The sequence below is a fragment of the Endozoicomonas sp. genome (assembly GCF_051008435.1).
GTDB lineage: Bacteria > Pseudomonadota > Gammaproteobacteria > Pseudomonadales > Endozoicomonadaceae > Endozoicomonas_A.
Genome location: NZ_JBPCXO010000155.1, coordinates 1 through 23,393, shown reverse-complemented (window position 1 = coordinate 23,393; position 23,393 = coordinate 1). Strand labels below are relative to the sequence as shown.

21 protein-coding genes and 1 pseudogene are annotated in these 23,393 nt (G+C 46.4%); 12 read left to right on the top strand and 10 right to left on the bottom strand.

The window, feature by feature from the left end; translation table 11 throughout:
• Nucleotides 1-367 precede the first annotated feature (367 nt).
• Entirely contained in the window at nucleotides 368-622 is a 255-nt protein-coding gene (locus ACR2PX_RS07595) for a transposase (RefSeq protein WP_433998752.1), read from the top strand.
• A gap of 42 nt (nucleotides 623-664) precedes the next feature.
• Here ACR2PX_RS07595 and ACR2PX_RS07590 read toward each other — a convergent pair whose 3' ends face one another.
• From ACR2PX_RS07590 to ACR2PX_RS07560, 7 genes and pseudogenes are all read right to left on the bottom strand, one after another.
• Nucleotides 665-1,837 carry an MFS transporter gene (locus ACR2PX_RS07590; RefSeq protein ID WP_433998751.1) on the bottom strand — a complete coding sequence of 391 codons (1,173 nt, stop codon included), beginning with the start codon at nucleotides 1,835-1,837 and terminating at the stop codon, nucleotides 665-667.
• Between the two features lie 2 nt (nucleotides 1,838-1,839).
• Entirely contained in the window at nucleotides 1,840-3,120 is a 1,281-nt protein-coding gene (locus tag ACR2PX_RS07585; protein ID WP_433998750.1) for an ATP-grasp domain-containing protein, read from the bottom strand.
• Nucleotides 3,121-3,168: 48 nt separating this feature from the next.
• Nucleotides 3,169-3,546, bottom strand: a complete 378-nt coding sequence (locus ACR2PX_RS07580; protein ID WP_433998749.1) for a nuclear transport factor 2 family protein — start codon at nucleotides 3,544-3,546, stop codon at nucleotides 3,169-3,171.
• Nucleotides 3,547-3,555: 9 nt separating this feature from the next.
• The gene (locus tag ACR2PX_RS07575; RefSeq protein ID WP_433998748.1) at nucleotides 3,556-4,710 is read right to left on the bottom strand and encodes a fatty acid desaturase; all 1,155 of its coding nucleotides are present in this window, start codon (nucleotides 4,708-4,710) and stop codon (nucleotides 3,556-3,558) included.
• A gap of 1 nt (nucleotide 4,711) precedes the next feature.
• A complete protein-coding gene (locus ACR2PX_RS07570) occupies nucleotides 4,712-6,298 on the bottom strand; it encodes a carbamoyltransferase C-terminal domain-containing protein (protein ID WP_433998747.1) in 1,587 nt (528 codons plus the stop codon).
• A 214-nt stretch (nucleotides 6,299-6,512) separates the two neighbouring features.
• Nucleotides 6,513-7,367, bottom strand: a complete 855-nt coding sequence (locus tag ACR2PX_RS07565) for a 2OG-Fe(II)-dependent halogenase WelO5 family protein (protein WP_433998746.1) — start codon at nucleotides 7,365-7,367, stop codon at nucleotides 6,513-6,515.
• Nucleotides 7,368-7,514: 147 nt separating this feature from the next.
• A pseudogene (locus ACR2PX_RS07560) lies at nucleotides 7,515-7,947 on the bottom strand (transposase); the annotation flags it as partial.
• 644 nt (nucleotides 7,948-8,591) lie between these two features.
• Between ACR2PX_RS07560 and ACR2PX_RS07555 the strand changes: the two are divergent.
• The 4 genes from ACR2PX_RS07555 (at nucleotide 8,592) to ACR2PX_RS07540 (ending at nucleotide 12,074) form a co-directional block, all read left to right on the top strand.
• Entirely contained in the window at nucleotides 8,592-9,026 is a 435-nt protein-coding gene (locus ACR2PX_RS07555; protein WP_433998745.1) for a hypothetical protein, read from the top strand.
• A gap of 172 nt (nucleotides 9,027-9,198) precedes the next feature.
• Nucleotides 9,199-11,340: a 5-histidylcysteine sulfoxide synthase gene (ovoA, locus tag ACR2PX_RS07550; protein WP_433998744.1), complete on the top strand. Its 2,142-nt coding sequence runs from the start codon at nucleotides 9,199-9,201 to the stop codon at nucleotides 11,338-11,340.
• Nucleotides 11,341-11,508: 168 nt separating this feature from the next.
• Nucleotides 11,509-11,772 carry a hypothetical protein gene (locus ACR2PX_RS07545; RefSeq protein WP_433998743.1) on the top strand — a complete coding sequence of 88 codons (264 nt, stop codon included), beginning with the start codon at nucleotides 11,509-11,511 and terminating at the stop codon, nucleotides 11,770-11,772.
• Nucleotides 11,773-11,840: 68 nt separating this feature from the next.
• A complete protein-coding gene (locus tag ACR2PX_RS07540) occupies nucleotides 11,841-12,074 on the top strand; it encodes a hypothetical protein (protein ID WP_433998742.1) in 234 nt (77 codons plus the stop codon).
• Nucleotides 12,075-12,411: 337 nt separating this feature from the next.
• Here the strand turns inward: ACR2PX_RS07540 and ACR2PX_RS07535 are convergent, their stop codons facing one another.
• Nucleotides 12,412-12,585 carry a hypothetical protein gene (locus tag ACR2PX_RS07535; protein WP_433998741.1) on the bottom strand — a complete coding sequence of 58 codons (174 nt, stop codon included), beginning with the start codon at nucleotides 12,583-12,585 and terminating at the stop codon, nucleotides 12,412-12,414.
• Nucleotides 12,586-13,016: 431 nt separating this feature from the next.
• On the opposite strand from ACR2PX_RS07535, the gene ACR2PX_RS07530 reads away from it, so the two are divergent.
• The 6 genes from ACR2PX_RS07530 (at nucleotide 13,017) to ACR2PX_RS07505 (ending at nucleotide 19,813) form a co-directional block, all read left to right on the top strand.
• Nucleotides 13,017-13,172, top strand: coding sequence for a hypothetical protein (locus ACR2PX_RS07530; protein ID WP_433998740.1), 156 nt, complete (start codon nucleotides 13,017-13,019; stop codon nucleotides 13,170-13,172).
• 132 nt (nucleotides 13,173-13,304) lie between these two features.
• On the top strand, nucleotides 13,305-13,532 hold the full coding sequence (locus ACR2PX_RS07525; protein ID WP_433998739.1) for a hypothetical protein: 228 nt from the start codon (nucleotides 13,305-13,307) through the stop codon (nucleotides 13,530-13,532).
• A gap of 204 nt (nucleotides 13,533-13,736) precedes the next feature.
• The gene (locus ACR2PX_RS07520) at nucleotides 13,737-15,860 is read left to right on the top strand and encodes a DUF3604 domain-containing protein (RefSeq protein ID WP_433998738.1); all 2,124 of its coding nucleotides are present in this window, start codon (nucleotides 13,737-13,739) and stop codon (nucleotides 15,858-15,860) included.
• A 6-nt stretch (nucleotides 15,861-15,866) separates the two neighbouring features.
• A complete protein-coding gene (locus tag ACR2PX_RS07515; protein ID WP_433998737.1) occupies nucleotides 15,867-16,850 on the top strand; it encodes a peptidyl-prolyl cis-trans isomerase in 984 nt (327 codons plus the stop codon).
• Entirely contained in the window at nucleotides 16,847-17,854 is a 1,008-nt protein-coding gene (locus ACR2PX_RS07510) for a HupE/UreJ family protein (RefSeq protein ID WP_433998736.1), read from the top strand. Before ACR2PX_RS07515 ends, ACR2PX_RS07510 begins: the two co-directional genes overlap by 4 nt.
• A 369-nt stretch (nucleotides 17,855-18,223) precedes the next feature.
• The gene (locus ACR2PX_RS07505; RefSeq protein WP_433998735.1) at nucleotides 18,224-19,813 is read left to right on the top strand and encodes a hypothetical protein; all 1,590 of its coding nucleotides are present in this window, start codon (nucleotides 18,224-18,226) and stop codon (nucleotides 19,811-19,813) included.
• Between the two features lie 4 nt (nucleotides 19,814-19,817).
• Here the strand turns inward: ACR2PX_RS07505 and ACR2PX_RS07500 are convergent, their stop codons facing one another.
• Nucleotides 19,818-20,579 carry a phytanoyl-CoA dioxygenase family protein gene (locus tag ACR2PX_RS07500; RefSeq protein WP_433998734.1) on the bottom strand — a complete coding sequence of 254 codons (762 nt, stop codon included), beginning with the start codon at nucleotides 20,577-20,579 and terminating at the stop codon, nucleotides 19,818-19,820.
• A 104-nt stretch (nucleotides 20,580-20,683) separates the two neighbouring features.
• Between ACR2PX_RS07500 and tsaA the strand changes: the two genes are divergently transcribed.
• The gene (gene tsaA / locus ACR2PX_RS07495) at nucleotides 20,684-21,397 is read left to right on the top strand and encodes a tRNA (N6-threonylcarbamoyladenosine(37)-N6)-methyltransferase TrmO (protein WP_433998733.1); all 714 of its coding nucleotides are present in this window, start codon (nucleotides 20,684-20,686) and stop codon (nucleotides 21,395-21,397) included.
• Here tsaA and ACR2PX_RS07490 read toward each other — a convergent pair.
• Entirely contained in the window at nucleotides 21,388-23,166 is a 1,779-nt protein-coding gene (locus ACR2PX_RS07490; RefSeq protein ID WP_433998732.1) for a hypothetical protein, read from the bottom strand. The two genes, tsaA and ACR2PX_RS07490, sit on opposite strands and share 10 nt — an antisense overlap.
• Nucleotides 23,167-23,393 lie beyond the last annotated feature (227 nt).

Sequence of the window (23,393 nt, the reverse complement as noted above, 5' to 3'; positions counted from 1 at the left end):
CATTCTGGGACTATCTGACAGACAGGTTAACAGGCAGTGGCTCGTTTCCAAGGCTGACGGACTTGATTGAAAAAGCTTCTCACATACTACCTTGTGGGCTTTGCAGCAGTTATTAAGAAGCTACGTTTATTTATCACTCAAACCAATGTTTGAGACTTCCTTGGCAAAACAGAAACAAAACCCACCTGTTCTAAAAACCATCATATTTATTCGGTTTAATGGTTATCGTATAGTCCATACGGACTACGACATAAAAATAATAATAAACGTGATCAGGTGCTTCCAGGGAACTCGCTGTGTCAGGATAGTTGTCGACTCTTTTGATCCATGACTCTCAACAACTGAGAGCTGATAGAAAGAGGCTGTAATGGCTCATTACTCCGAGGAAATGAAAGCTTCAATCATTCAGAAAATGATACCGCCTAACAATGTTTCTATCGCCCAGTTAAAAAGACAAACCGGCAATACGGATGCAACTTTGTATACTTGGCGCAAACAGGCAAGAGCGCAAGGTGTACCCGTGCCCGGGGATGGTAAAAACCCTCATCAGTGGAGTGCTCAAAATAAGTTCGCAGTGTTGATGGAAACCGCCTCCATGAACAACACTGAACTTAAGAATTAGCGGTTACGTAACTTCACCCTCGTTTAGTGTGTAAGAATATTGTTAATGTTCTGTTTGTGTTTGTTTTTTAGTGATAAACAGGTAGCCAAAGCCTGACAGTAATACACTGAAAAATATAATTAAGCTAAGTCCACTCATGTCCACATGTTCTACAGCTATTGAGCCAAGAGGAGGCCCAATAGCCAGACCAAGCATTGTGGCATTAAAGAATCCCATAAAACTGGCTCTTTGCCCGTCGGGCGCTATCTCAAAAAATAATGAGTTAGAGATAGGGAACAATAAAACTTCACCAATTGATATGAGAACTATCATTGTAATAAACATTGCTTCTGAAGGTTCACTGATGATTGGCAGCGCAAAACCTGCCGCCATAGCTACCGAGCTGAACAGAATGGTTGAGTTTCTGGAGATTGTTTCAGCAGCTCTGGTTAAGGGCAATTGCAGTGTAATAACTAATATTGCATTTAAAGCCAGCAGTTTTGAGAAGTAAGTAACGCCTCCATCAGAGTTTTCTATGACAAAGATTGATAGTGTACTAGTTATTTGAGAGTAAGCGCACATGAGCAGAAGTCCAGAAAGAAAGCATGTGCGCACACTGTTGTTTGTCATCAGAGTATTTAGCATGAAAGAGAAAGATTTATGTGATTTTTCTGACTTTTCTACTGTTTTTTGTGGTTTGATAAAACTAAATATGACGTAAGAGCTAACCAAGTAAATGAGTGAAATAATAAGGAATGAAGTGGATTTATTATCGTAAAATATAAGGCCCCCGGCAAATGGGCCAGCAGTGGCAGCAACGTTGATGATTAAATACCTATGGCTGAAAGCACGTTGTCTGTGTTTTGGGTCAACCATTTCACCCAGAATGGTCTGACTGGCGGGCTCAAAAAAACCCTGACAAAAACCAATCATGAATGCGAACCCTGCGCAGACGGCAAGGCTTTGGTTTAAGGAAAATAAAATAAAAGCAGTACTTGAAAATAAGCATGAGAAAATCAAGATATTTCTTCTGTCTAAACGATCAGCTAAATAGCCACCGAAAAGCCCTGTAATGCTGGATGTTAAGGGCAATAACCCAACGATTAATCCCGCCTCAACTGCACTGCCTAGCTCGTTTTGGGTGATATAAATATATAAAAAAGGAATAGACGAAAATATAGTGAAGCGCACTAAAAAAATCGAGAACAGAATAGATATGTAAGATCTAGTAATCATACTCATTTTACTTGAAATAGTTGATTAGAGATATCTGTTGCTATATCAATGTGATACCAGTCGTCTTCTTTATCATTCGTCCAATAGAATTCTATAGAACCTTCTCTGGCGTGGCTGTTGATATTTTTTGTAGACAAATCACCCTCTCTTGCAGTTATATCAATTGCAGTTATGGAGGGTGGAAGTGTTGCGAGTACTTCAGTTGCTATTTTCTTTATGCGACCTTCTTTCGCATAAAGAAATGCAATACTTGCTTTTCCTTTGGGCTCAAGGCACTTTGTCGCGAACTGAAAATCATCATTGATGATGCTTTTAGCATGCAACTCAAAAATGTTATATCCGGTTACCTTTTCAATTAAATCAGCTATGCCATCTCCTGGAATTCTAGCATTAACTTCTAAAAGATAAGGCTCCTCATTATCAGAAATCTTGATCTCTACATGCGCTACACCACAATCTAAGTTAATGGCTTCACATGCTTCCAGTGCAAGTGATCGTATTCTGCTGCTATTAAAATATTTTCCAGGTACTGTATGGCCTATTTCTGAGAAATAAGGTTCGTTAGTGACAAATTTATCAGTCACCATCAAAATAGTTCTGCCGTATTTTGTGTTTAAAACCTCAACCGATATTTCTGTAGTGGAATTAATGTACTCTTCAACTTGAAAATGGTTCTCTTTTAATCCGAAATTTCTGGCATGGTTTAACATGGAGTTTTTTGTGTGGTTATAAGCGCTCAGCAACTCTTCGTCATTACGTGCTAAGCAAACTCCTTCACTCCCGCCAAAATGCGATGGTTTCAGTACGACAGGATAGTTGAACTTTTGTTTTTGAGAAACAAGCTCATCGAAGTTTGAGAACGTCTCAAATTGTGGTGTAGGTAAACCCGCATCAAGGAAACGCTGCTTCATGATAGACTTATCTCTGGCCGCTGTTACTGAGAATTCAGGCAAATAATTCAAGTTGTAGTATTGGGAGATCTTTAGTCCGGGAGCAAGGGACATTTCAATCAAAGGTATTACAGAAACAGGTTTGGCACCCGATTGTTCTTCAAACTTCTTAACGGCATCAAGAGCTAATTCTGCCTCACCAGGGTTACCTGTAATTATTATATCAGCAAATCGGTTTTTATTGACTATTCCGGTGTTTTGCATGATTGCAATTGGTGAATCACTTGCCCTTGCCGCACCAAGTATAGATCGCTCTCTCCAGGTGGCATCAGCACCAAGTAGCAAGCAGTAATCTTTAATTTTATCATGAGTTTTGTCTGTTTCTTCAAACATAATGCTTAGACCGTAATAACTGATTGTTTTATGTGTACTTATTGATAACTAAACGGAAGCAACATGGAAAAAAGTTTTCCGGTGGTGCAGAAGACCATTTTTTATATTGCAGAAGTCACAGTAATCTACAGAGAGTTTATCACCGTTATAAGACTCTCCGGTGAAGGATCCATGGTAACTGAGCATGTCGTCAGAATAGGTAAATCCCTTCACGATATGGGTGCCAGTTTTTATTATGCGGACATTCTTGTAAAAGTCTAGGACCATCTTTTTTCCTACTAATGGAGAGTAGCCTGGCCTCTCGTAGATCACTTCATCAGCAAGGAATAGTGATAGTGAATCCCAGTTACCTGAGTCTATTGCCTGAAAAAAATATTCTATCCATGACTGGTTTGAAGAAGCACTCTCTTTTCTTATTGTATGCATAGTAGTTACTTATTTTGTGCCTTTAATTAAAGGGGAAAAGTTTTCTAGCAGAGACAATAGTGTTCTGTTCTTGTTTTTCTGAAGAGGAGGCGTTTTGCTCCATATGGCAAACTGAGCTTCAGTTGGCTTTTTCAGGCCATAGAACTCTGTATAGGGAATACCGCTGTCGACTTCTTTTTGCCGTAGCCAGGGTTCCATAGGCCAGCGCTTTGATCCCGGATGACGATGATGATAATCATGGGCAGGCAGGATAGAAACACAGACAAAAAATCTCTCAAACAGCATGTGTCCCATACCCAGCGACCAACGCAGAGCGTCGCGCCATGATTCAGGAGCAGGGAGTAAGAAAAACCGACCATGTGACACTCTTAAAAAGTAGTCACGATGACTTTCCTCTTCTTCTCGAGGTGCAAGCCACAAATGCTCACTGGGGAACTGAAGTGCCGCACTGACAGCGTACAGAGGAAGAATTGGAATCAACCATGCCAGAAGAAATATTGAAAACCACCCGCCACTGACAGCCGCTGCAACTATACCCCCGTAGACCATAATAGCCGCTGCTTTTCTCCATACAGGTGCTGTGATCAATGTTGAGCGAAGCCGAGCCTTTGTATATAAAAAATGATAGCGCAGGGATATTAGCGATGTTAAAAGTCTGAGCTTATACCAAGCTAATGGTTTTCCCATCTCAAATCCAATAAGCCTGATGAGTCCGCTATCAGGGTCTTCTATTGTGCCAATGCCACCACGGCCATGGTGTCCCCTGTTATGTGGAAGGGCGTAGTCATCCATGTTTGGTGCAAGGACAGACAAGCTAAGAAGGTCACCAATCAGCTTGTCCAGAGTTCTTTTACCTGTTATTGAAGAGTGCCCTGCGTAATGGGCATCACTGGTCAGGGATCTGGCCGCATTTACCGTGAGAACCCAGCTTAGTGGCAGAAGAAAATATAAGAGTCCTCCTTGTTCTGTGAGTGCTACTGCACTGCCTACTCCAATAATGTACTTCGATATATCAATAATCAGAGCATGAACGGGTGTTATCTCTAATAACGGCTTAGTGTTTGCCCGTGGCTTACCTGATATCAGAGTTAATAAAGGCTGAGTCCAACTGGGAAAGTCATTATAACTTTCCCTTGGATCATAATGGTGACTGGTTGATTTCATGTTAGGAGACGGAGGCTCTGTGGTGTTTTTTTAAACAGAAGAAACGATCACCAACAACATAACCGTCAAGACCTGTTTGCAATGCATACTGATGCAGGTCGCTCAGTCTGTTAATAAATCCTGTACCATTAAAATTCAATGATGTGTTGCAGAGTATTCCGAAGTCAGTTTTATTTCGGAAATGACTAAGTAGCTTGTACATCTTAGGATTTTGTTGTGGATTGACTGATTGCAAACGTGCTGATCCGTCAATATGAGTTACTGCCGGTATCGCATCTGTTCTTACGGTCTGGAAGTAGAGCATGTGTGGGCTGCTACCTTGGCTATTGAAAAGTCTGTCTACTTCCTCTTCCATACAAATAGGTGCTATTGGGCGAAAATCTTCTCTTCTTTTTATCTTATTTAGCCGCGCATGAATTTCTTTGGAGAATGTGTTTGCTAATAATGACCTGTTACCAAGTGCGCGTGGCCCAATTTCATATTTACCCTGAACCCAGCCGATAACATCCCCGCCAGCCAGACGATCTGCAACATAATCATAGCCAGCATCAAAAACTTCGACTTCTTTGGGTACAGGTATATCTAAGAAAAACTCTTCACCCGCATAAACTGACCATTCGATCTTAGCGGAACCTGTTAACTCAAACTGTGCCTCAGCAGCTGTTCCTATGGCTGATCCGGAATCATTAGTGCAGGGCGGTACAAACACATCCTGAAACAGACCACTGGCTTTCCAGGCACTGTTCCAGTCACAGTTAAGGCCGCAACCTCCGCCAATAACGAGTGGAAAGCCTTCAGTTAAATTCTCTTTTGCAAAGTCATAGAATCTATTAAAAATTGCATCGGAGTGTTTACGAGCCAAACTCTTAAAATCCGGATGTTCAACACCGATGCTATAGAAACGAGTATGTTTGAAGCTGGCTTTATCCAAAGTTAGCAGAATTGATTTCTGATTAAGGATTGTATCAATGACATACTGCTCTTCTTCGCTTGCCGGCGTATCAGGCTCACCGTAGGAGCACAGCGCCATCAGTTTTCCAGCATCTTCAAACCTGAAATGGCCTTTACCATCAGGGAATTTTGGATCAGCCAGGGCGTATAGGTATGCATACTTGTTACCCGGGTCCTCCATGACTCTACCGATACAAGAAATATTCATCTCCTCATCGACCCGGTAAAATGCACCAATATTTCCTTCCCATACCAGAGCATAAAACGGTTCATTCTGGGGAAAGGGTGACAGTGCGAATGAGCAGAAAATATGCGAGCGCTCATGAGATGAGGCAAAATAGGTTATCTCTTTTCCAAACGCTTTACGTTTTTCCAGAATTCTATCTTCAGGGTTTATGGTAAAATATCTGCCGTCGGTAGGCTGTGATACTGAATGAAAGCCTTTGACCCAGCCAGACATGGCAATTACATCAGGGATCTCATCTGTTAATTCCATGGCACGCGTGAATACATGAGGTGTTATAACTTCGTATCTTGGCCAAGAATCTTTTTCAGCCTCAATAGAATATTCCAATTTTCCGTCATTGACTGAGCAAATATGGCCATCATGACCAGGTTTCATTGAAAAAATACGCATTTTTATTACCTATAAATTTTAGAAACTTCTCAAAAAGTGCTGGTAAACCAAGGTGCCAATTCTCTGAAGCCCTAGGTAAACAGCAATCATGCACTATGGTTCTGCATGGTTTTTGCCGATCTCCAGCAGTTATTGAGAAGCTACAAATTTTAAATTTTATTAGTATTGATTTTGCACAGGGCTATTTATTTAACTCTGGTTGTTTTGTCTTTATTTAAGCCCATTGCATAGTCTCTCCCTTTCCCTTATGTGAAAGTAAGTAGGAAATGGTTGAGCGGCTGGAAGTAGTTTTGTCTTCAAGTTGAGTAACTGCATGAACAAATCTGCCGTCGAAGGCGTATAAATCACCGGGTCTTATTTCAACGTCAATGAAAGCAACACCCTTCACTGCCTCCAATGGGTATGGTGATCCGGTAAACTCAACGTTGTACTTTTCCCGCATGGCATCATCAGGTCTGATATCCCATATGCGGAGTAAGCCACCAGAGCCATTTTCAAGGCAAATATTTACAGCGCACAGTGCATTGTTTTCTTTAATTGCTTCCTGAATCTCAAAACCTGCCTGGCCAGGATCTTTGCACTGTGCTTCATCTTCATGAGGGGCGAGGGAGAAATCACCGGAATCTGACCATGACCGCATAACAAACTGGCAGGCCATTTTCCCCTTCCACTGGGCAGGTCTCAGTATTCTCTGGTGCTTATTTAATGCAGAATCTAATGCGTTATTTATTCTTTCAACAGGGTTACCGGTTTTAGAGAATAATTGCCCCAAAACCTTATTAGCAAGTTCTGATTCCTGGAAGTATTGATCCAGTTCTTTATGATAATGATATGCACCAACATATGTGGCAGGTGCATCTTGACCCCGCTCATACCTTCCTTCATGTGAACTGAAATTATCACAAATTATAGTGCAGCTTTCTAAATCAACAAAGCCTCTGATAATTGTTCCTAAGGATTTGCCATCTAACACATCGATCAGTGTTTTTGGGTCAAATGCATCGGTTTCAGTAAAGTAAAATTTAGTATTAGAATGCTGACCAACTGCTTTTTTTACTTCTGTATACAAGTCAGTACTTCCATTATTTATTTAATATACACGCCATTGGTATTGTTTTTTATAGTACATTAAGAAGCTGCAGCTGAAAAGCTGCTTTGGCTGGAAACTTTGGAGCCGAAACAAGAGTTATCGTCAAATCTGGTGTTTGAGTAATAATCACACGACCTCCTGATCAGCGTCATTCACTGCACGAATCCCATCGTTGAAGCGAGTGCCTTGAAGGACATCGGCCAGCTTATTAGCCTGCGCAAGCGTTTCTCAGCTTGAACACCATTAACAGGATGCTGTCACGACTCACGTAGCCTCTGGTTTTAGCCGTTCTGAGGCGCACTGTAGCGAAGGTAGACTCTATCGGATTTGTCGTCCTGATATACTGCTAGTGTTCCGCAGGGAAATCTTAGAAGGCCAGCATCTGCTCTTTGTCTTTGCTCAGGCACTCCATCGCTTTTGGGTACTTCGCTTTGAAGCATTTTACCGTGTCCTCAAAGGCTTTTTAGGCTTCTTCCCAGGTCACGGCCTGCCAGATATCATGCAGTACACTTTTGACCTTGGGCTGTACCGATTTTGGTAACTTGTTCAGCACATTTGCTGCTGTCTCGCATCAAAGATGCTCTGGCCTAAAACCTGTGATGAAGTGTTTCTGCATGTTTATGATATATACCCAGGCAATCGGGAAAATATTTATCACTGAAGCTGGTTGGGGGCTCTAGTCCGTCTTGGACTGTTTTGTACATATTTGATATCAAAGGTTTTTTTGTTTTTATCAGACTTTAATGTTACGTCTTTAGCGGTGCCAGAAAAACACCCCCTGATTTTTACCAAACTTTAATAAAATGCCCGAAAATCTCTCAAAATCGGCCATATCTTTACCAAACAATAATGTCCTCCCACAACAACCCGTTCTCAAAATGGGCTTCAGAACCATGAAGTACAGGCCTGACTACCCTCAGTGCTTCGACAGCCTGGACGCTGCTGCCTGTTGGGTCAATGGCTTTGTTCATAACCAGGAGCAAAGCACACCGGGCTCAAGTTCCAGACGCCTCAGGAGAGGCATTCAGGTCTGTCCGAAAAGAAGGTGACAAGCCGTCATGAGGTGTATCAGAAAGCAAAAGCTTACCATCCGAAAAGATAGGTTTATTTATCACTCAAACCAATGTTTGAGACTTCCTTGGCAAAACAGAAACAAAACCCACCTGTTCAAAAAGCCATCATATTTATTCGGTATTTCAGGGGGTGAACTACGGCAATACCAGCTATAAATTTGGAGGCAAGCGCAAAGCGGCCAAACTGATTACCGACCTGTTTCGTGCCCGTCAGATATTCCGGTTTGATACGGCTGATGTCCTGAGCAACGGAATTCCTGAGTCCCGTTACTGCTTTAATAACAGACACAGTACAGCCTGGCTGAAAAATGAACGTACCGGGATAGATGATGGCGGTCCGGTTCATGCCAACGTTTGCGTGGATGCCCGTCCTGGCGATGTCATCACCTGGCGTGTTTACTGGTTGTTCTGGGATTATGCGATTACCAGACAATGGACAGTTTCTTCCCCCGACAACCCTCATACCCACAAAGTGCTCTATACCACCGCCGGTGCCGGAGCGATTCCTGCCGGTAAAGAGCTGCCCAGAAATATCGGTGAAGACGTTATCATCGTTGATCCCTGATGCGGAATTAATAACATAATTTCCGCTTAAACCGGTGTGCCAGTCAACCAGCCGACACTGGCACATGGGTCAACCTTGATACTTATGCCTTTAACCACTAAACCGTGTATGATCTTTTTTATAGCCGCTGATCAAGTCGTACAGCATTGATCATAGCTTTGGGGGTTAGCACGTGCTAAACAAAACGCCTACTTTCAACACTTCTCCGCTTCAGACTCCGACAAGAACCATTATTCTGGATTCAGGTACTCCGGAAGAAAAACGACAGGAGCTTATTCAATACTTCTGCGAAACTTTTGATATCTATGATCGTCTTTTTGAAACACTGACCAGTGATGAGGCCTATTACCGTAAAGCCATATCGCTACGCCACCCCCTTATTTTCTACTATGGCCATACCGCTGCTTTTTTTATCAATAAACTCATTGCTGCCCGCCTGATCAACGAGCGGGTTGATGCTGATATAGAAGCTATGGTGGCTATCGGCGTGGATGAAATGTCGTGGGACGACCTGGACGAAAATAACTACGACTGGCCTACGGTGCCCGCCCTGAAAGAATATCGACAAAAAGTCAGGGCACGTGTCATTCGTTTTATTGAAACCATGACGCTGGACATGCCCATCACCTGGGAAAGTCCAACATGGTTGATCATCATGGGTATTGAGCATGAGCGTATTCACCTTGAAACGTCATCCGTCCTGATTCGCCAGTTACCTCTGGCCTATGTTGAACCCCACCCCTACTGGCAACCCTGCCAAAGTTCAGGAGCCGCGCCGGAAAATCAATTGGTTGAGCACCCGGGTGGCCACCAGATACTCGGCAAGCCTTTTGATAATGCGCTTTATGGCTGGGATAACGAGTACGGTAAATCTGAAGAAAGCGTCCCGCCATTCAAGGCCAGTCAGTACCTTGTCAGCAATCAGGAGTTTCTGGAGTTTGTCCAGGCAGGCGGTTACAGCGCAGAAAAATACTGGACAGATGAAGGCTGGGCCTGGGCGACTTTCGCCAGGGCTATGCACCCGGAGTTCTGGGTTCCCAGTGGGGAGAACTACCGTTACCGCACCATGCTTGAAGAGATCGAGATGCCCTGGGATTGGCCCGCCGATGTCAACTGCCATGAAGCACAGGCATTTTGCCGCTGGAAGTCTGAAACTACCGGCCTTCAGATACAGCTGCCGTCTGAAGCGGAATGGTATTGCCTGAGAGAGACCATTGACACTGACCAGCCCTATTGGGAACAAGCCCCAGGCAACATCAATCTTGAATACTGGGCTTCATCGTGTCCGGTAAACCAGTTCAGGAACGGTGACTTCTATGATGTCATTGGTAATGTCTGGCAATGGACGGCTACCCCGATTGATGCTTTTGAAGGCTTCAGGGTTCATCCCTATTACGATGATTTTTCAACCCCCACATTTGATGGCAAACATAACCTGATTAAAGGCGGTTGCTGGATCTCAACAGGGAATTACGCTATCCGGGATTCTCGGTATGCCTTTGGAAGACACTTTTTCCAGCACGCAGGTTTCCGTTATGTTGAATCCACAACGGAACGTACTGCCAGCCTGAACCCTTATGAGACAGACACTCTGGTGGCCCAATACCTGGAGTTTCACTATGGCGACCAGTACTTTGGCGTTGAGAACTTTCCCGTAGCCTGTATCGAAATCTGCCGTGAGTTACTCAAAGATCATACCTGTACCCGGGCATTGGATCTGGGTTGCTCTGTAGGGCGCAGCAGCTTTGAGCTGGCCCGCTGGTTCAATCATGTTGATGGTATCGATTTTTCTGCACGTTTCATTTCTGCCGCTTCTGAACTGCAGCAGAATGGCAAAATACGCTATTTCGTGCCTTCAGAAGGTGAACTGGGTGAGTATCGTGAAGCCAGACTGTCTGAATTTGCTGAAGGCATCGATAGCAGTCGTGTACTGTTTACCCAGGGGGATGCCTGTAATCTCAAGCCCAAATACAACAACTATGACCTGATTTTTGCCGGCAACCTGATTGACCGACTGAATGATCCCCAGGGATTCCTTTCGACGATTCAGGAACGAATTCGCCCAGGTGGATTGCTGGTGCTGACCTCCCCTTATACCTGGCTGGAAGAGTACACATCAAAGGAAAAATGGCTGGGCGGAGTACGAGAAAATGGTGAAGCCCTGACGACCTATGACGGACTGAAGAGAGTACTGGATCAAGATTTTGAGGAGGTTGAGCCTCCGAGAGATGTGCCATTTGTCATCCGGGAAACCGCCAGAAAGCATCAGCATACTGTTGCCCAGGCAACCTTCTGGAGGAAGAAGATTCTCTGATCACGACAGTGGCCTGATAGCCACATTTCTATCAGGCCACTGATTGAATCTGGACAAAATGTCACTATTCGACCACCTTCTATTATTGTTTCCTGAGTAGTCATTGTTGATTACTCAGGCACTGCTATTTCATTTCACAGTGAAATTCCCTCTGCAGGTCGCTGTATTATGAGCAAGCTCTTCATACTGTTTCGACCTTGTTTCAGTCTCCTGACCCTGTTGATGATGACCTTTATGACAAGCACGGTTACAGCAGGAACAGGCTGGTTCGTCACTATCCAGAACCACTCAGGCTCCGATCTGAAAATCAGTTTTGCTGGCAACGACGACTGGTATTGCAATGATTTTTGTGGCCCTTCAACCCTGAAACCCAATGAAACCCGGACTTTTTGCACCGAAGAGAAAGAACGCAGCGACGACACAGGACATTAGCATGAACGGTATCCATATGGCGTAAAATTGACCTACATGATTCCGAGTTTGTCTCCAATGGCCGTGCCATGGCTTCTGGGACCATTTATCGAGCTACCCAAGTCTATGGACGTGAGGATTACGACGACATAACCGTATCATCCAGTAACGACAAAGCCATTCCAGTCGAAATAAATACCGGAACCTATGACGTCTGTCGTCGGGATAAAAATACCATTACTTCAACCCTGCATTTCATAAAACGTGAGCTTCAACTGAAACAAAACAGGCGCAATAAACTCCATACGCCATACCGTCGCTAAAATGCTCCCCCAAAAGCCGGGCCCCAGTCATTCTGGTTCCTATAGCGTTATCACTGGCCAATGCCAGAGCTGCCAACACAATCTGGTATTGGCAACTGGCAAACAACTCAAACCAATTGGTCACGATATCGCCTACCAGCAGCGATCACTGACAATGTCAGCCACTGTGTAATACGGTTACTATCCATTCAGGTCAGGCTCGTACTTTGCAAAACCTCTACCAACCCGGAGATGAAAACCATCCTGGAAGACTGAGCGTGAGTGTCAACGAATACCCCCTTGAGCTCTACATTGATGAATCGGCTCATACGGGCACAGAGGTCACGTAGACACAGACTTACAAGAGCGACAATAACCAATACATGCCATACAAGAGCGCAGGTATCTCGGTCAGTGATACCAGTACGGCGTTCATGTCGAGTTCTATCAGGATGATCATGCCCACAACAATACAGAAACTGTGATCACCAATATATACCGAGACGCAGCTTTTGAAGGCTGCAAATACCATGTTGCAGAGGCAGCCTCTTCAAGTAATCCCGCACTCACCCGGATAACCGTTCTGGGAGGTAGTGAGCAATATTGCTATGATTGCAGGGGAACCGTTCACGTCGCCGTTGAATACAAGCCCAACAACCTTCAGACAACGAATGACATTTGGTTTACGGGTGACAACCTCCCCGCTCCCATCAATTCCAATTCCTGCCAATTATTTCCATCATAATACTCTACCACGCCCCCTTTTTCGGGGATCTGGGTTTCCTCATACTGACCAAAACCCACTACTACCTGTGGGCGATCCTGCCAGTTAACCGAAATCTGATTGGCCGGTGCTGAAAACCCGGTATTATGAAGTTCTTCCCAATGGGAACCATTGTAATATTCAATAGCCCCTTACCCTCCCAGACCCACCTCTCTGTTCTTTCTTCCCGGGAATAAAACATGAGAATACTCTGTAATCAGTCAATGAAAGCCCTGTTCATTCTATGTCTGTGCTTATTCTGCCATCAGTCCATGGCGGGGGGCGGCTGGTACGTCACGATTGATAATCAATCCTCTCAAGAACTGTTGATTGAGTTTGCAGGTAATGACAACTAGTTCTGCAATGATTTCTGCGGTACCAGCAGCATTCCACCCACTCAATCAAGAACCTTTTACACGGAAGAAAAAGAAAGAACCGTTAAAAATGGAGCGATTCAGGGGATTAACCTGAATGGAGTCCATGTAGAGATGTATCAGACAGGTCATTCGTACACAGGTCAGGAGCTGGCACAAATTCCAATCTTCAAAGACACAGGCACTGGGTTCTGTGACAGGATGACCAATGCGGGCGTTTCAGCATCAAACTCCGATGCAGTATCCATCTCCTGGTTCAATGCAGGGGGTGACCAAGAATGCTATGGTTTTTTTGGCACGGTTAATCTTACCCTGATTTATAAAGGCCAAAACCAGCAATAAAGCTCTGATTTTGTAGTATCTAACCCAAATGAACTAAATAAAAATAAGCCAAGTGATTTAAAGTAGGCAGAAAAGTAGTCTGGATACTCTGTAAAAAGAGGACCAGTCCGAAAGTGCTGTCCCTCCAAGCGCTGTAACTGCAGCATTTTCAGAGCCACCATGAGCTCGCAATAAAAACAACAATAATGGAATGGAATTCGTGCAGTGAAGACTTTTCTTTCTATCTCCACCACTCGCTCAATCAGAGTGGCCTCTGGCTTACTGGCTGCAGGGCTGACCCTGTTCAGCGGAGCTGTTTCGGCAGAAACATCGACCTTATCCAACGTTCCGGCCAAGCTGCCTTTCGAAGTAACGGAAGAACGGGTTCGATGCGCCAACTATGACCCACTGAAACAACCTTTCTTTGGAGATTTGCATGTCCACACCAGTTACAGCTTTGACTCTTTTGTCTCCAGTCAGAGAAACACACCCTGGGACGCCTATCGCTATGCAAAAGGCGAAGCCATCACTCTACCCGACGAGAGAGGCGATCAGAAAATCATTGCCCAGATCCAGCGTCCTCTGGATTTCACTGCCGTAACGGATCATGCCGAATTCCTTGGGCAGATTAATGTCTGTGCTGACGACCCCAGCGAGCCCGGTTACTGGTTTCCTTACTGCATGATGACTCGCAGTAACACTTACCCCATTCAATTACTGGCAGCCGATTATTGGCAAAGCCTGGGAGTGAGTGGCACCAGCACCAACAAGGAAAAATCTTTCGCCTGTACACTCTCTGATTGCGATGCCGGGCAAGCCAAGTACTGGAATAATATCCAACAGGCTGCCGAAGATCATTATGACCGCACCGAAGCCTGTAATTTCACGACGATGGTTGGTTATGAATACACCGATGCACCTGAATTCAAGAATATGCACCGGAACGTTATCTTCAGAAATGACCGGGTTGTTGAGAAAACGATTTCAACCTATGAAACAGGTAGCTACAACTACCCTGATCTCTGGAAAAAACTGCGCAAGGAATGCACAGAAAAAGGGAATGGCTGTGATGTTATCTCCATCCCTCACAACCCCAACCTATCTGGCGGTTTGATGTTCCGTGACCCTCGTAATGAAGAAGAGCGGGATAACAGAATCTACTTTGAACCCCTGGTCGAACTGGTTCAGCATAAAGCTGCTTCAGAATGCCGCTATGATCGTCTTGCTGGTCGCGGTGTCCAGACCCAGGATGAACTCTGCGATTTTGAGCAGACGGTTGCAGACAACCTGAGCATGCTTGGCACTGTTTACGGCAAAGTGATGACTGAAGGTGCAAAGCCGGTTCCCATTGATGAGTTCGCTCCTCGTAACATGGTTCGTAATGCCCTGAAAGACGGCCTTAAACTGGGACAGGAAGAGGGTGCAAATCCTTTCAAAATGGGCTTTATCGGCTCAACCGATACCCACAGTGCAACCCCCGGTGGTGCTGAAGAAGATAACTATACCGGTCACCTGGGCAAACGTGATTCAGGGTACCGGAATGTTCAGGATCACTTCTTTGATAATCCTGGCGGTCATGCCGTGGTCTGGGCCGAAGAAAACTCCCGTGACAGCCTCTTTAATGCCATGAGACAGCGTGAGGCATATGCTACCAGTGGTACCCGCCCCATCGTTCGTTTCTTCGCAGGCTGGGACTTCAAACCTGAAATGTGTAAAGCCTTTGACCTGGTCAAGCAGGGTTATGAACGGGGTGTGCCTATGGGTGGCGACATGGAGCCCAGACCGGGTAGCGAAGCTCCGACTCTACTGATCACGGCCATGAAAGATCCGGGTATCTTTGGTCATCCGGGTACCGATCTGCAGCGCATTCAGATCATCAAAGGCTGGGTCGACAAAGACGGCAAAACCCACGAGAAAGTCGTTGATATTGCTGGCAACCCTAACAATGGTGCCACCGTCAATAAAAAGACCTGTGAGCCTGAAGGACAGGGTTACGCCAGTCTCTGTGGTGTCTGGCAGGATCCTGAGTTCGACCCGGAACAACCCGCTTTCTACTATGCCCGAGTCGTAGAAAACCCCAGCTGTCGCTGGAGTACTCTGCAGTGCAAATCCTACGGTGTCGACCCCTTCTCACCGAACTGTGAAGCACAGGCTGTTGAACAAACAGAAAAGATGGACGGCATAGGTGATATTTTTGGTCGCTGCTGTATTGATCCGAAAAACGAGCCTTTCTACTCACCCACTATTCAGGAACGCGCCTGGACTTCACCGGTCTGGTACACACCTGAAGAAAACAGCCCTGAGCTCAAAAAAAGCAGCTCAATTAAAACAGTCTCTCTGGAAAGGTAATTCAATATGATAAGACGTATGGGAAAGCGTCTGCTGTTATCACCTCTACTCCACTGCCTCTGGCTTGGCATGATCCTGCTCTGGGTCACAGCCGAGCCGGAGCCAGCTCCGGTGATTTCCATCAATGAACAGCAGATCAAAGACCTTCAGGTGCAATGGCAACTGCAGACTGGCAGAGCTCCCGATGCCCAGCGAACGGCTATGCTGATCGATGTCAGTATTGAGAATGAAATTTTATTCCAGGAAGCCATGAGTCGGCACTTTGACCAACTGCCAGTGGTGAAGAACCGGTTACAGCAACTGGGCGGCTTTTTAAAACTGACCGATGGTGACGCCGATGCCAGGGAAAGAGAAGCCCTGAAGCTCGGGCTTGATAAAACGGATCCTTTGATCCGCCGGTATCTGGTTTCTTCAATGAAAGAAGTGATCAGCGCCGAAAGTCCGGTTGAAGGCCCTGACCAGGCAACAGTGGAAGCTTATTATCAGGAGCATAAAGAGCACTACCGCCAATCCGGTGTTACCAAAATCAGCCATGTCTATTTTGGTGGCTTTGAACAAGAGAGCATGGACAGGGCCAATAACCTGCTTGCTGAAATGCCAGAAACGCTCGAACAGGCGATAAGATCTGGAGACCCTTTCTTTAATGGTCACCAGCTGCCCTTCCTGAATGAACAACAGTTTTCTAAACGACTGGGGGCAGACTTCGCCCACCAGGTGATGACGCTGAAATCGGGTCAATGGTATGGCCCCATAGCTTCCAGCTATGGTTACCACCTGGTTTGGGTTAACGAAACCCAACAGGATCACTATCGACCACTGAAAGAAGTAGCAGACAATATTCGCTCCACAATCCTTAGGGATAGACGACAAGCCATGCTGAGGCGTGAGGTTGAAGAGTTAAAGGAGAATTACATCATAGAAGTGGCTGATGTCGGACTTGAAGCTTCAGCCATGTCCTTTCCGGACTTCAGCAAGGAGCGCACTCTATGAAAAACATTTTTCTGTTTCTATCGCTTCTGTTAATGCTGGTCAGTAAAGCCAGTGCTCACCCAATGGCACCCGGCCTTTGGGCTATGAACGAGCAAAGCCCCGGTCATTTTCTGGTGATCTGGAAAACGTCACTTAAGCCCATGCCCGGTATACAACTGACGCCTATTCTTCCTGAAGGTTGTGTCAGTAACAGTCAGCTTACCGGGAGTAAAGAAGGAACGGGACAGATCGTTCAGTGGACAACAGACTGCTCTTCCCTTTCTCTGATCGGCAGTGAGTTCAAAGTCGATGGTCTGGACGGCAGCCCTTCCGGGGTTCTTTTCAGGCTGAAGACTCTGGACGGCAACCATTATCATCAGATGCTCAGCAGTGATGATCCGGCTATTACCATTGAAGCGGCTCCCGGTGCTCTGGATATCATGTGGACTTACGTAGTCTCTGGCTTTGATCACCTTCTTTCGGGACTGGACCATGTCTTTTTTGTCATTATGCTCACCCTGTTGGTTGGCTGGGGCAGACAACTGATCTGGACCATCACCCTGTTCACACTGGGCCACTCTATTACCCTTTCTCTGACGGCACTGGGCTATGTCAACTTCCCGGTTATGCTGGTTGAAGCCATCATTGCCCTGAGTATTGTGGTCGCAGCCGCCGAAGTGATACGAAATGACCCCAAGAGCCTGTTCAGAAGACGTCCATGGTTAATGTCAGGTGGCTTTGGCCTCTTGCACGGCATGGGGTTTGCCGGAGTGTTGAGTGAATTTGGCCTGCCAGCCAATGATATCCCTCTGGCCCTGGCGGCCTTCAATATCGGCATTGAGATTGGCCAGCTACTGGTCATTGCAGTATTCATTGTGGCCTGGAAAGGCATTCTTAAAATCAAATCAAACTGGTCAACCCTTTCCCAACAACTTGCCCGACTGACACCGGCCTATACCATTGGCGCAGTAGCTGCACTTTGGTTCTGGCAACGAATCGGAATTGAGCCCTTGCTGGCCAGTTAAAAAGTGAAGTTTTTCCTCTCCAGAACACCTTTTGGAGAGGAAAAGTCTTATCGACCTTCATTTTTCATGATTAGTTCTTGAACACATTTGCGATAAACGATCCTTTGATCTATTTGTTAAGGCACTGCTGTTTTTCAAGGCATGGTTATCGCAATGTTGGCGCGAATAAGAAAAAACAGGTGGCTCAGTCAACTCCTAGGGGCGGCGACGCTTTTTTTCCTGTGCATACCCCAGGCGACTGCTTTGGGTTTTGTTCTCAACATTTTTTTCTTACCACTTAACCACCAGCTGTTCGGCGGTATATTCACAGCTCTGGATATCCCTGCCTTTAATTCTCTAGATCACTGGCAAAGCTTTGAAGTGACAGCCATGCCAGCGCAAGGAGCCTCTGCGATCCAGAGTGAATTTTCAGTAACAACTGTTCCAGGAGCTGCGCAACCTGTAGTCCCTGATAACCTTAAATATGTCTACCGGCAGGTCATGAAAACAGCCTCTGAGACTGAACAGGAAGTTGAAAAGCCTCCCGCTTCTGAACAGGGAACATCCCCCAAGCCGACGAGTACTTTGAAGAAGTTGATATCTGGAAAAAACAAAAGTAAGCCGAATCAAAGCCCAATAGAAGAGCCCTCAAAACCCCTCCCAGTCTGTGCGATTGCATTAAACACCCATGGCGCACTCCAGAATCGTATCTTTACAGGAGGAAGTGATTTCTCTATCTCACACACTTTCGGAGACAGAAGACTTCACACAGTTATAAATCACACTGAAAACCTGGGAGGGTCTGGCTCCAGCACTATTGTAGAACGCGGATTGATTGTGGATGGCACCACCCGCCTGTTAGAAGATTTTGAATCCCGTGGTTTTTTGTCAACCGATGGTCAGTTCAGGTGGACAGAAGGATTCGGTCTGAAAAACACTTTGGCCACCATCTCCAGAGACTGGCAAGACTCCATGTACGACAACCTTTTAGGTGTTGACTGCCGATGGTCCATTCATGCAGTCATTGGTAAGAATGCCGGTGCTTCGCAACAGGTTTTACTGGGTTTTGTCTTCCATCTACAGCACGCCGGTGAAGCTTTTTTTGTGCAGGTTTTTACCACCCAGCCAGCACCTCAACCCCAGGTTCCACCCATTCCTGTCAGACCTCATAGTCTGCCCAATGTGGCTGCAATTCCTCCTGTAGTATATGAACCTGAGCCAGACACAGGCCAACATGTCCCCAACTTGGAGACTCAGGCTCCACCGGTAACACCGGATCCATTGGAAAATGATCCAACCCTTCATGAAGACGATACGGGTATTGATGACAGAAGTCCGCAGTCAACGCCTCATTCAGGAAGAATGCTCACGGGTCAGAACACGCCCACTTCAGGTTCTCAACCCGGCAGTTTTAACCAAAGGGGCATGCCTATACCTGTGGGCAGCCCCCCTCAGAGTGAAGGTTACTTTTCAGGTGGGCGCAGTGCTCCTTCACCCTCACAGTTTTCTGTTCAGGGAAACACCCCGGACCGCCTTGCCTATTATATTGTCAGAGTGCAACAGCCTCCTCCTGCCCTTCCTCAAGAGCCGGAGATTCCGGCACCACTGGATCTGAATGGCGTTGCTGAAGCTCGCCATCGTCAATTTATAGATGAATTCAGACGGAACTTTCGTGATCCCTATGAAGAGAGAAGGAAAACCTATGAACAAGCATTAAGAGATTATCCTCAACGGCTTGGTAACTATGGGGGGACTCTAAGTGATGAAGAGAGAAAACGTCTTCTGGAACGGTGGACAAAAGCCTACCGGGCAGCACTCCTGCGCAAATTCAAAAAAATACCCCCTTCCTGCCGGGATGATGCCTCTGTAGATCAGACAAAACCAAACCGGACCGACTTTGATCCCGATGGAGGTTCCGGTAGTGGTTTTTCCGGGGGCAGGCCCTCTGTTATCACAACCAACCTGATGATCAGTCGGTGAATTTTTAACAAATATCCAGTAACCACTTCTGGGGCAGAGTCAACCTTCGTTCCGTTGTCTCGGTCAGCCACTTTTTCTGATTCTGTTGTTGAGTGTCTTTTCTTAAGGTGAAGAAGTCATGTAAAACACGACGTCGATCACCCGTTTGATTTCTGGTCCCGCCATGCCAGAGGTGTGCATTGAAAACGACCACACTGCCTGCTTTGCATGACAGTACCTTTTCATCGGGATGGGGCAAACTGGCATCCTCCATGCGTTCTGAAGGAGCTACTTTCAAAAGATGTGAGCCAGGCACTACTCTAGGCGCACCGTTACTGCTATCCATATCATCCAATACCCACAGGGCATTAACGACATGGCATTTGGGGAAATCCTTCCGTGCCTGCTTCCAATCCGTGTGCATGGGTTGGGCACCCCCACCTTTGAGAGCTTCTCTGCCATTCAAACTGGAGAGTTTGAACTCATTTTCAAACACATAATGAACGGCCAACAGTATCTGGGGGTGACACCAGACTTTTTCCCACACCGTGCCCTTATTCACCAGATTCGCTATTCGGAGGGCTCCTTCTTCCTGATGATGTTCTTTGGCCAGACTCTCCCCTTCAAACGCCACCAGCCTGTCAAAAGTTTTCCGAAGGTCGCCCAGCCACTCTTCATCAATGAGCGACTCAAACAGGGTATAGCCCCTATGATCAAGGTTTTGTCTGTGACTTTCCGATAAAGGCTGCTCGCTTTCCAGAAGGCTAGGATAATCCGGTTCAAGCACAACTGAGTCCCTCTTTAGCAATAATTACCTGAGAGTTTAATACCTGTTAAGAGCCCTTGTTTTCCATTATATTGCCCGATTCAGACAGTGATTACGGGGTCAATGTGAGCAAAAGCAGTTTCCAGTTTGAACAGATTGGAGTGATTCACTCCTGCTACCGACAGAAATTTGGAATACCCCGTCAGCCAGGCATTGTTACTGCCGCAGAGTCTGAGCTGGAGCTGTTACCACCCTATAACCAGGAAAACCTGGTCCGTGGTCTGGAAGGTTTCTCGCACCTCTGGGTTCATTTTATTTTTCATGAAACCATGGATGAAGGCTGGCGCCCAACCATTCGCCCCCCCCGCCTTGGCGGCAGACAGCGCATGGGCGTTTTTGCTACCCGCTCTACTCACCGGCCCAACCCCATTGGTTTATCGGTGGTGAAACTCAAAAGCATTCAATCCGGAAACGGCAAACTGATTCTGAGACTGGCAGAGGCGGACCTGCTGGATGGCACACCGGTGATTGATATCAAACCCTACCTGCCCTATGCCGACGCTCTACCGGAAGCAAAAGGTGGATTTGCCCCATTACCCGCAGTCATGGCAGAGGTTGAGTTTACAGAAGAGGCCATGATCAAGTGCCTGGCTTATGAACGGCAGACCGGACGTTCTCTGATAGAACTGGTCAAACAGGTATTGGGGCAGGATCCTCGTCCGGCGTATCTTAGGGATACAACCGGACGCCGACATGGTTCTGCTTTATGGGACGTTAATGTAGTTTGGGAATCCCGTGGAGATCATTTTATGGTCACCGATCTGGAACCCTATTCATAACCTATGGTGACCATCCTGCCCGACTGAAAAAGAGACCAGTGCATCTTGTTGGGATTGCTCTGATTAATGACATAATCGGCAAAACTGGCCGCTGCCGGGCTGATCAACTTATCTCCGGCTGTTCTGAGGGCAACTCCCATACCCCCTCCTTTAAGAACGGCTTTTGCCGATTCCTTGGCCACACTCCCTGCCACTTTTGATGACAATGCTGCCACTAGCCCGGGACAGAAGTAACGAACAGGCTTGATAGCCTGTGAACCGACCCAGGCTGCAGCTGAACCCGCTTGACCCACTGTCCACGCCACCGGCTGAAGACAGCGGCTAATCACCGCCAGAGGTGGAGCCACTACCGGTTGTACAACGGCAGTCAATGGTTTAGCCATATGGGCTAGATACGGTATGGCGGCCGCTTTGGCAGGATCGAGTACAGAACTCAGTAATACCCCAGTTACTATGGATTCAAAGATATAAACCAGAACTTCCCCTGACTGATCTTTTGCGCCATGGGATTGTGCTAAAGGCAGCTGCCCGACCAAACCGCCCCCGACCTGCCTTTTATATTCATCATTCAAGGTGTTCAGTGTCCCTCCGGCACCTGCCAGTGGCTCGCTGGCCACTAACATAACGCCGTCTTCAAAGACCTGCAGTAACGAGGCATAGTCAGGCGCTACACACTGGTTCGCCTTATACAGCAGATTCCGGAAGTTAATGGCGCCTTTGATACCCAGCTTGACACCCAACCCTTTTGCTCGGGGATGGAAAAAATAATCCTGCCCGATATAAAGTCCTGCCAGGTTAACCGGACCTTTAAAAACTTCACTGATGGTCTGACTGCCTGTGGACCGATCCGAACCCTGAGAAGGGTAGAGAGCTTCCGCTATGTAAGGCATCACGCCTTTCAGATCAGCACACTCCAGTCCGTTGCCGGCCATGGCTGACGCCCAGAAAGTTCTGAACCCCTGAAAAGTAGTCAGGTCTTCAAATTCAATTTTTCCCAGCCGGCTCAAGAACGTGTAATACGTCACCGCGTAAAAGACTGAAACGGTACAGGCACTGTCTCCGGGGCTCATATTCTTTTCATTTTCAAGCAGCGTTCTGAGTTGATCTGCAAATTTGACTTGAGCTTCCAGCATCCCATAGGGCATCAGAGACTCGGCGAACGCCCCTTTCTTGAAGTCCCTCAATACCCCTTCTGTAGCCTGTTCACCGAGCCACAGCATCATCAGTTTACCAACGTACACACCCGCCACTTCAAACCAGGACTCTACCCGTGAAATTCCCCTGCTGTCAGGACAATAAAAAGAGCCTGGCTTTTTGTTGGTTAGAATCACCCTATGGATGGTTTCCGGTTGAGAATGCCGGGTCACATCCTGAAGTTTTTTGCCATTCTGAATAGAGACTGTTTTTAAATAGAAATCGTGAAGGTGGTAGTCAAAGGGTTTAACGGTATGTCCATGCTGATCTTCACAGAGATCCTGGCTTATACACCGCCCTCTACCCTGTCTGCTTTTATAACGTCCATCCTCGCGGTAGTGATAATCCGAATCATCCGTAACCTCGATAAGACTGGCAGGTGGAAGACGATAGCGAACTCTGACTTCACCTCCTTCACCCACAGTGGCACATTCTTCCTCCTGGCCATTGAGCAACTTGCCATCCCCATCCAGATGAAAGAGCGGAGTATTCAACCAGAGTTCAGGATTAGCATCTGCTTGTGTCCCTGACGCCCAGATCATAACTATAAAGACGAGAATGGTTCTTACAGACATGTCAGCCTAATTCGATAATATAAAAAGCATTCAGATTAGACGTTCAGAATCTATCCTGTGGTTTTTTAGTCAAAAAAGACCAGTATTCAATGGACTCTGTACCGCTACTAAAAACCTGCGACAATCAGTGATTCTCTGGGTTTATCTACACCGTCAACACGGCTGCATACCGGAGTATGTCTTACGCCACTCTTGTGTAGGGTTTAAGGTCGAGCTGTAACGTGTCT

Excerpts from the sequence above, each read along its gene's own strand:
- ACR2PX_RS07575 (WP_433998748.1), bottom strand. The coding sequence starts at position 4,710 with ATGAAATCAACCAGTCACCATTATGATCCAAGGGAAAGTTATAATGAC.
- ACR2PX_RS07525 (WP_433998739.1), top strand. The coding sequence starts at position 13,305 with ATGTATCAGACAGGTCATTCGTACACAGGTCAGGAGCTGGCACAAATT.
- ACR2PX_RS07530 (WP_433998740.1), top strand. The coding sequence starts at position 13,017 with ATGAGAATACTCTGTAATCAGTCAATGAAAGCCCTGTTCATTCTATGT.
- ACR2PX_RS07490 (WP_433998732.1), bottom strand. The coding sequence starts at position 23,166 with ATGTCTGTAAGAACCATTCTCGTCTTTATAGTTATGATCTGGGCGTCA.
- ACR2PX_RS07515 (WP_433998737.1), top strand. The coding sequence starts at position 15,867 with ATGATAAGACGTATGGGAAAGCGTCTGCTGTTATCACCTCTACTCCAC.
- ACR2PX_RS07585 (WP_433998750.1), bottom strand. The coding sequence starts at position 3,120 with ATGTTTGAAGAAACAGACAAAACTCATGATAAAATTAAAGATTACTGC.
- ACR2PX_RS07570 (WP_433998747.1), bottom strand. The coding sequence starts at position 6,298 with ATGCGTATTTTTTCAATGAAACCTGGTCATGATGGCCATATTTGCTCA.
- ACR2PX_RS07595 (WP_433998752.1), top strand. The coding sequence starts at position 368 with ATGGCTCATTACTCCGAGGAAATGAAAGCTTCAATCATTCAGAAAATG.
- ACR2PX_RS07580 (WP_433998749.1), bottom strand. The coding sequence starts at position 3,546 with ATGCATACAATAAGAAAAGAGAGTGCTTCTTCAAACCAGTCATGGATA.
- ACR2PX_RS07535 (WP_433998741.1), bottom strand. The coding sequence starts at position 12,585 with ATGGTATTTGCAGCCTTCAAAAGCTGCGTCTCGGTATATATTGGTGAT.
- ACR2PX_RS07590 (WP_433998751.1), bottom strand. The coding sequence starts at position 1,837 with ATGATTACTAGATCTTACATATCTATTCTGTTCTCGATTTTTTTAGTG.
- ACR2PX_RS07505 (WP_433998735.1), top strand. The coding sequence starts at position 18,224 with ATGCCAGCGCAAGGAGCCTCTGCGATCCAGAGTGAATTTTCAGTAACA.
- ACR2PX_RS07510 (WP_433998736.1), top strand. The coding sequence starts at position 16,847 with ATGAAAAACATTTTTCTGTTTCTATCGCTTCTGTTAATGCTGGTCAGT.
- ACR2PX_RS07545 (WP_433998743.1), top strand. The coding sequence starts at position 11,509 with ATGAGCAAGCTCTTCATACTGTTTCGACCTTGTTTCAGTCTCCTGACC.
- ACR2PX_RS07540 (WP_433998742.1), top strand. The coding sequence starts at position 11,841 with ATGGCTTCTGGGACCATTTATCGAGCTACCCAAGTCTATGGACGTGAG.